This is a genomic window from Psychrobacter piscatorii (assembly GCF_001444505.1).
Taxonomy (GTDB): Bacteria; Pseudomonadota; Gammaproteobacteria; order Pseudomonadales; family Moraxellaceae; genus Psychrobacter; species Psychrobacter piscatorii_B.
Genome location: NZ_LNDJ01000019.1, coordinates 1 through 2,421 on the forward strand (window position 1 = coordinate 1; position 2,421 = coordinate 2,421).

2 protein-coding genes and 1 pseudogene are annotated in these 2,421 nt (G+C 36.4%); all 3 read right to left on the reverse strand.

What is annotated here, in order from left to right; translation table 11 throughout:
* Positions 1-486 precede the first annotated feature (486 nt).
* Positions 487-1,112 (reverse strand): annotated as a pseudogene (locus tag AS194_RS14110) (recombinase family protein).
* 340 nt (positions 1,113-1,452) lie between these two features.
* Complete coding sequence (locus AS194_RS01535; protein WP_058023733.1) at positions 1,453-1,815, reverse strand: DUF3817 domain-containing protein; 363 nt, start codon at positions 1,813-1,815, stop codon at positions 1,453-1,455.
* Positions 1,816-2,148: 333 nt separating this feature from the next.
* The coding region (lspA, locus tag AS194_RS01540) for a signal peptidase II (RefSeq protein ID WP_083499564.1) at positions 2,149-2,421 on the reverse strand (273 nt) is incomplete at its 5' end.

Sequence of the window (2,421 nt, forward strand, 5' to 3'; positions counted from 1 at the left end):
CAACAGCTATGCCGATAGAATCATTCGTAGCATGCTGCAGAATAAGGGTGCTAAAAGTAATAAGCTATTGAAAGATTATCCGTTTTTGGCAAATGATGAGGTTTGGGACGATATTTTCTCTGTGGTTGTAGAGACATTTAAAGATGAAGCAAATGGTTTGAATAGTTAGAACAAACTCTGCTATACGCAGGAAAGTCTGCCTTAATAATCAAGCTCAAGCTAGTATTTGTGTCATCGTTACGATAATGATTCGTTTATAAAAGATTCGGCTAAAATACTGTCACCTGAAACGTAATCAATATTTTTCTTACTTAAACAGAATATATTAGAGGAACTTTGATAACAGACAATTTTTATTTGACAAGGTTATTACAGATCCTCAAAATAATTTTGAGTATTTGAGTATTTGAGTATTTGAGTATTTGAGTATTTGAGTATTTGAGTATTTGAGTATTTGAGTATTTGAGTATTTGAGTATTTATTTAGCTATACAGCTATCAAATGACGCGAGCACTTAGCTGTAGCTTGTATTTCAGAATAACTACGCCCAGATTTCAGAAGGCTAGCGATAATCTTACGCTTCTCGGTATCTTTCCTACGTCCTGAATATTTACTTTCTACCTTAGTACGAGAAATACCTTACATCTGACGGTTACGTCGATCTTCATAGTCCTTTCTAGCAATAGCAGCGAGCATATAAAGCATCATCGAATTGATGGCCTGTAATACGCTGCTCATAAATTCAATGCTGCTATCAGATTGAGGCGTTATATAAGAGGTCGGTAGCTCTTCTGATACTACCGCCAGCTTCTTTTCTAATAGCATTCTTTTGAGAGTATCCCAATCAGCTTGGTTTAAACGTGCTAAGCGGTCAATCTGCTCAACCAAATTATATCGCCTTCATGGGCATCATTTATCAGTTACATTAACTGTGGACGTATTAAAGTTGCGTCTGACTCGTTTTCAACATAGAAGGCGGCAATTTTGTGACCATGATCAGCAGCAAGCTATATGAGCTCACTTTTGGCACGCTTGGCATCTTGATCTTTGATTGGCGCTCTATGCTCTGATAAACATAAACACCTAAAATAGTCTGTTATAAGTAGTTCCATTATTGCAGTCTATTATAAGTAGACTATTAATTGATTAAGAGACCTGTTTTGATAGTGCCCCTGGGGTATACCCTAGGATAATAGGAAATCCATCGCGGATGACAAAACCTGTTTAGCTTTTAAACAATACGGGTTTGTCGATAGTATGTAAGATAAGTTCGAAAAGTGACTAGAGTGTTAGATTATTCATACTGGGTCTGAATTAAAATTTTATTGTGATTAATTTCTGCTCAATGTTATTCATTTGTCGCCATGATGAGTGATGGCGGCTTGTGATTTAGTTAGGAAAAATAATCTTGAGTAATAAGGTACGTTTGTAGCATTTGCAGCAGGGCTTGTTCTAGGCTTCTTTACTTACACTTTCCTGTAAATTCTTTTTTAGTAAATGATCGAATATAAACGGGCCAAAAGGTAAGAGTGAGCCGAGTACGCCCGCAGGTATTGCCCAAAGAGGCATTTTCATTTTGATAGCTGAGCCTATAAGTATTATGATATAGGTAATAAACAATATACCGTGTGCCATACCGATGTATTTCACACCTTCTGGAATGTCCAGCATATATTTTAGTGGCATGGCGATACAGAGCAATAATAAGAAAGAGGTGCCTTCTAGGTAGCCTATAATGGTAAGGCTTTTTAATGCGGCACTTTGTTTTTTTCTAAGATTATGTATTTGTTTGATAGTTAGCTGAGCATGTGACACTATATTATCCTTTTGTTATTTCAATAAATAATTTAGGCGGTATTCAATGTCTTTATAATAATGGCCCTGTCCAGAGCTTTGAAGTACTGGTTTTTGTCATCTACCACTTAGCACGTCACGCCTTCGTCTAGCCACTTCAAAATCATCCTGCGTTCACTCGCATACAATTATGCATTGGGTTTTGGGATATAGAATGAGAGAGTATTTGTATTAATCATATATCACCTTCCAGTTCGCATTTTTATAAACACACTTGAGTATAAAAAGTATCTTTCCGTATAGAGCAGCTATGACGCTAGTTCTTTTTATTTGTACTGATCAATATTCACTTGTTTATTCATTACGCTTACTTTCCAAAAATATCATATCAATTATAATCAACGCTACACCGACACAGACACCTATATCTGCAACATTGAAAATAGGATAATTCCAGACATCAGCATAATGCACATGGATAAAGTCAACCACTTTGCCAATTCTTAAACGATCGATTAAGTTGCCAATCGCACCGCCAAGCACTAAGGCCAACCCCATAGACAATAGCTTGGCTGTACGTGGCGCTTTGATTAAATAAATCGTTAAAAAGATAGCCATTACAAAAGC